This is a genomic window from Flavobacterium sp. (assembly GCF_035760125.1).
Classification (GTDB): domain Bacteria; phylum Bacteroidota; class Bacteroidia; order Flavobacteriales; family Flavobacteriaceae; genus Flavobacterium.
Window position 1 is genome coordinate 1 of sequence record NZ_DASTTN010000393.1, and the last position, 4,150, is coordinate 4,150.

The window sequence follows — 4,150 nt, forward strand, 5'->3', positions numbered from 1 at the left end:
TGTGCAGTTGCCATAAAGCAACTCATTGTTAATGCTAGAATAGTGAATACTGTAAATTTTTTCATGATTTGATTTTTTAGTACAGCAAATTTATGACGGATATGGTATTAGTAAAAATAATTTAAATTATGTTTGTGATAAATATATTTATATCATGGTTAATTTAGAATGGTACCGAACGTTTAAATCTGTTTATAAAAACGGAAATTTTTCCTTGGCAGCCAAGGAATTATTTATAAGTCAACCAGCTGTTAGTCAGCAAATAGTGATGTTGGAGGCGCATGTAGGTTACAAGCTATTTAATCGAAAGTCCAAAGGGGTTGAACCAACAGAGTATGCTAAGTTACTCAATAATCTAATTATTGATGCCTTAGACCGTTTGGAAAATGTAGAGAACGGATTTCGTGCCAAAGCTTTCAATGCTAATCGATTATTGTCTGTTGGAATTTCGAGACATTTGATGAGCAGTATCGGGAGTGCTTTGGTCGCAAAATTTGATTTTATCGATTTTACGTTTCATACTAATGATGCTTTATTTGATTTGGTAAATACCAAAAAATTAGATTTTGCGATAGTAAACAAGAAGTTTGATACTTTTGATACCATTCAAAAAAAGGCAGGCGAAATTAAGCAAGTCATTGTTAGCTCTACTGATATTGATGTTTCGACGATTAAGCAAAATATTAAAGCCAAAGATTTTAAGACCATCGAAAATTGGCTGAACGAACAAAAATGGTACAGCCATGACGCCGGAATTCCACATATTAAGTTGTTTTGGCTTCATGTTTTTGCCAAAAAAAGACCTTCGATTATAGCCAATTATATCATTCCTTCAGAATATGAAATGCTGGAAATCCTCACTAAGAATACTGGAGTAGCGATTACTTGGAACATCAATGCCAAAAATTTGATCCAAGAAAATAAACTGCAGTTGATTTGGAACAGCAAAGAAATGCCTAGTACTGATGTATTCTTGTTATCAGGTAAAAATGAAAATTTGAGTCCGATTTTTCAGGATATAATGGCCGAATTAAAGCTGGTTTTGGAATAGTTATTTCTTGTAAAAATTATTATGGTCAATATAATCCCAAACTTTATGAGGCAATAAAGGCTGAACGTTTTTCCCTTTTTTGATATTGTGACGAATGTCAGTCGAAGATATTTCTACAACAGGAGCATCAATCAAATGGATTTTGGGATGGTTTTTTAATTCCAAATTTTCTGCTTCCGATGAAATTCGAGGATAAACATAAATGTCGTGGTGTTGCAAAATTACTTCATAATTTTTCCATTTATGGAACGACTTTAAGTTGTCTTCTCCCATAATCAAAGAGAATTCGTGATCAGGAAATTTTTCTTGTAAGTGAACCAGTGTGTTTACCGTGTAATTGGGTTGTGATAATTTGAACTCAATATCCGAAGGTTTAATTTTTGGAAAATCCTCGGTGGCGAGATAGACCATTTGCAAACGGTGGTAATCATCAAGTAAAGTTGCTTTCTTTTTGAGCGGATTGTGTGGCGTAACGACCATCCAAACTTGATCCAAATCGGAATGTTCAGCCATATGATTGGCAATGATAAGATGCCCAACATGTATGGGATTAAACGTTCCGAAATACAAACCTATTTTCATGAATTTAATTTAAAAATAGAAAGATTTAAAAACTAAAATCACTTTTCGTAATTTTTCACTTTTTAAATCTTTCAATTTATTTTTTTACAAAATCCTTTACCAATTGATGCGCTTCTTCAAGAGCAACAGGCAAATCATAGTTTTTTATAATCACGTCAAATTGTGGTGCAGTTGCCAATTCTACGGAAGCCTTCGCAATTCGCATATTGATTTTGTCTTCGCTTTCGGTAGAGCGTTCTTTTAATCTCCTTTTAAGTTCATCAACGCTTGGAGGTTTTACAAAAACAGCCAAAGTTTCCTCTGGGAATTTGTGTTTGATACGCAAACCGCCGGCAACGTCAATGTCAAAAATCACGTTTTTTCCTTTGGCCCAAATTCGTTCCACTTCACTTTTTAGCGTTCCGTAGAAATTATCGCGATAAACTTCTTCCCATTCTACAAAATCTTCTGCTTTGATGTGTTTTTTAAATTCGTCCAGGGACATGAAGTAATAATCTTTTCCGCTTACTTCTTCACCACGTGCTTCACGCGTAGCTGCCGATATAGAAAATTCCAGATTTAAATCTTCCTTTCCTAATAAATGTCTAACTATAGTGGTTTTCCCAGATCCCGATGGTGCCGAGAATACGATTAATTTTCCTTTTTTCATTATTCTAGCTTTAGGCTTTAAGCAATATGCTTTAAGCTAATGAACTTCATTTACATTTTTCGCCTTAAGCTTAAAGCTTAGGGCATAGAGCTTTTTTACAATACATTCAATACCTGCTCCTTAATTTTTTCCAGTTCGTCTTTCATCTGAACCACTAATTTTTGCATTTGCGCATGATTCGATTTGGAACCCATAGTGTTAATTTCACGTCCCATTTCTTGAGTAATGAATCCTAGTTTTCTTCCGTTGGCTTCCGTTCCGTTGATAGTTTCCAGAAAATAATCCAAATGGTTGGTCAAACGCACTTTTTCTTCGGTGATGTCCAGTTTTTCTAGGTAATAAATTAATTCTTGTTCGAAACGGTTTTCATCCACGTTTACTTTCAATTCTGAAATAGCAGTTTGTAAACGGTCTTTTATCGCCTGAACACGCTCTGGATCTAATGCCAAAGCCTCATTCATATATTGACGAATGTTCCCGATACGCAATTGAAATTCATTTTCCAATGATTGTCCTTCGTCTTTTCTGAAATTCAAAATGTTTTGCAAGGCTTCTTCGATAACGGTTTGGATTTGAACCCAGTCATTTTCGTCGATTTCCTCACGTTCTATTTTCATGGTGTCGGGCATACGCACGGCCATTTTCATCAATTCAGTTTCATCGGCATCAGCATACACTTCTCTCAATTGTTTTATGTAGGCTTTTACGATAGGTACATTGACCTTGGTAGAAGTCTGTTCTGCGGTACTTTCGATAAAAATAGAAAAATCTACTTTACCTCTTTCAAGTTTTAAAGCGATTTGGTTGCGTAAACCCAATTCCATTTCGCGATAAAGAGAAGGCATTCGTACATTTAAATCTAAACCTTTACTGTTTAAAGATTTTACTTCTACTGTAATTTTTTTGGATGGTAATTGCAAAGTCGCTTTACCAAAACCAGTCATCGATTGTATCATATATATTTCTAAAAGTGTTCAAAGATAAGGAAAAAGTTTCAGAGGCCTATATTCTGTAAGGACTTGCTATTTTCCAGGATTTATTTAAAAATCGGAAACTTAATTTTTTTTATTGGAGGAGAATTTACTAATTAAAATGCCAACGAGAACAACAGAATAAAATTGCCCAATTATACCCAATAGCGAAGTGAATAACTTGGTTTGTTGACTATTGGGTGTAATATCACCAAAACCAATACTGGAAAAAGTAATACAACAAAAATAAACCAAGTCTGTGAAAGACGCATAAGGGGTTGAAGTGTTTATTCCGCTAAAGGAGTTGGGATTTTGGTAAAAATGGGTTTGCATAATAAAAACGCTAATTTCAATGAGCAAAAAATATCCACAAGCAGCCGCAGAAATTACATCTTTGTTAATGTAGCTGGGACTTACTAAAAATTTTAATACCTCCCAAAAAATAAAAATGAAAAACAGTACGTAAATCACATTTACTGCTATGAAAAACAGTGAGTTTTTATTGTTGAAAGGGATTCCCAAGGTAATTAGAACAACCAAAAACAAGAGTGCATTTCGGATTTGGTTTTTCCTTTTTCCAGTTTGAATGAAAATTCCAATAGTTGTAAATCCAAGAATAACGATATTCATTACCCAAACTATTTTGAGAGCTCCTGATAAATCGGAAAATAAAACACCAATAAATAAGTGTTGAATCAATCCGAATAGTAAAATCTCATATTTGTTGAGGTAGAGAAAATCCTTGATTTTATCCATATTGGCTGTTTTTATGTAAATATAATAAAATAAATGCCTGTTTTGAATACCCCAAATGATGTTGCAAAATTGTAATTAATGCTTCTTCATAGTAACCAAATAGACTCCGGAAAAGATCAATAGAGCAGAACCAATTTTAAC

At 33.9% G+C, this 4,150-nt stretch carries 5 protein-coding genes; 1 reads left to right on the forward strand and 4 read right to left on the reverse strand.

The features are described 5' to 3' along the window. Positions 1–154 precede the first annotated feature (154 nt). A complete protein-coding gene (locus VFS71_RS13950; protein WP_326401985.1) occupies positions 155–1,051 on the forward strand; it encodes a LysR family transcriptional regulator in 897 nt (298 codons plus the stop codon). Here the strand turns inward: VFS71_RS13950 and nadD are convergent, their stop codons facing one another. The 4 genes from nadD to VFS71_RS13970 form a co-directional block, all read right to left on the reverse strand. Next, the gene (nadD, locus tag VFS71_RS13955; RefSeq protein ID WP_326401986.1) at positions 1,052–1,633 is read right to left on the reverse strand and encodes a nicotinate (nicotinamide) nucleotide adenylyltransferase; all 582 of its coding nucleotides are present in this window, start codon (positions 1,631–1,633) and stop codon (positions 1,052–1,054) included. It lies immediately after the preceding gene. 76 nt (positions 1,634–1,709) lie between these two features. Next, complete coding sequence (gene gmk, locus VFS71_RS13960; RefSeq protein WP_326401987.1) at positions 1,710–2,282, reverse strand: guanylate kinase; 573 nt, start codon at positions 2,280–2,282, stop codon at positions 1,710–1,712. Between the two features lie 95 nt (positions 2,283–2,377). After that, positions 2,378–3,238, reverse strand: coding sequence for a YicC/YloC family endoribonuclease (locus tag VFS71_RS13965; RefSeq protein ID WP_326401988.1), 861 nt, complete (start codon positions 3,236–3,238; stop codon positions 2,378–2,380). Positions 3,239–3,337: 99 nt separating this feature from the next. Further along, entirely contained in the window at positions 3,338–4,009 is a 672-nt protein-coding gene (locus tag VFS71_RS13970; RefSeq protein ID WP_326401989.1) for a potassium channel family protein, read from the reverse strand. Positions 4,010–4,150 lie beyond the last annotated feature (141 nt).

Excerpts from the sequence above, each read along its gene's own strand:
- gmk (WP_326401987.1), bottom strand. The coding sequence starts at position 2,282 with ATGAAAAAAGGAAAATTAATCGTATTCTCGGCACCATCGGGATCTGGG.
- nadD (WP_326401986.1), bottom strand. The coding sequence starts at position 1,633 with ATGAAAATAGGTTTGTATTTCGGAACGTTTAATCCCATACATGTTGGG.
- VFS71_RS13965 (WP_326401988.1), bottom strand. The coding sequence starts at position 3,238 with ATGATACAATCGATGACTGGTTTTGGTAAAGCGACTTTGCAATTACCA.
- VFS71_RS13950 (WP_326401985.1), top strand. The coding sequence starts at position 155 with ATGGTTAATTTAGAATGGTACCGAACGTTTAAATCTGTTTATAAAAAC.
- VFS71_RS13970 (WP_326401989.1), bottom strand. The coding sequence starts at position 4,009 with ATGGATAAAATCAAGGATTTTCTCTACCTCAACAAATATGAGATTTTA.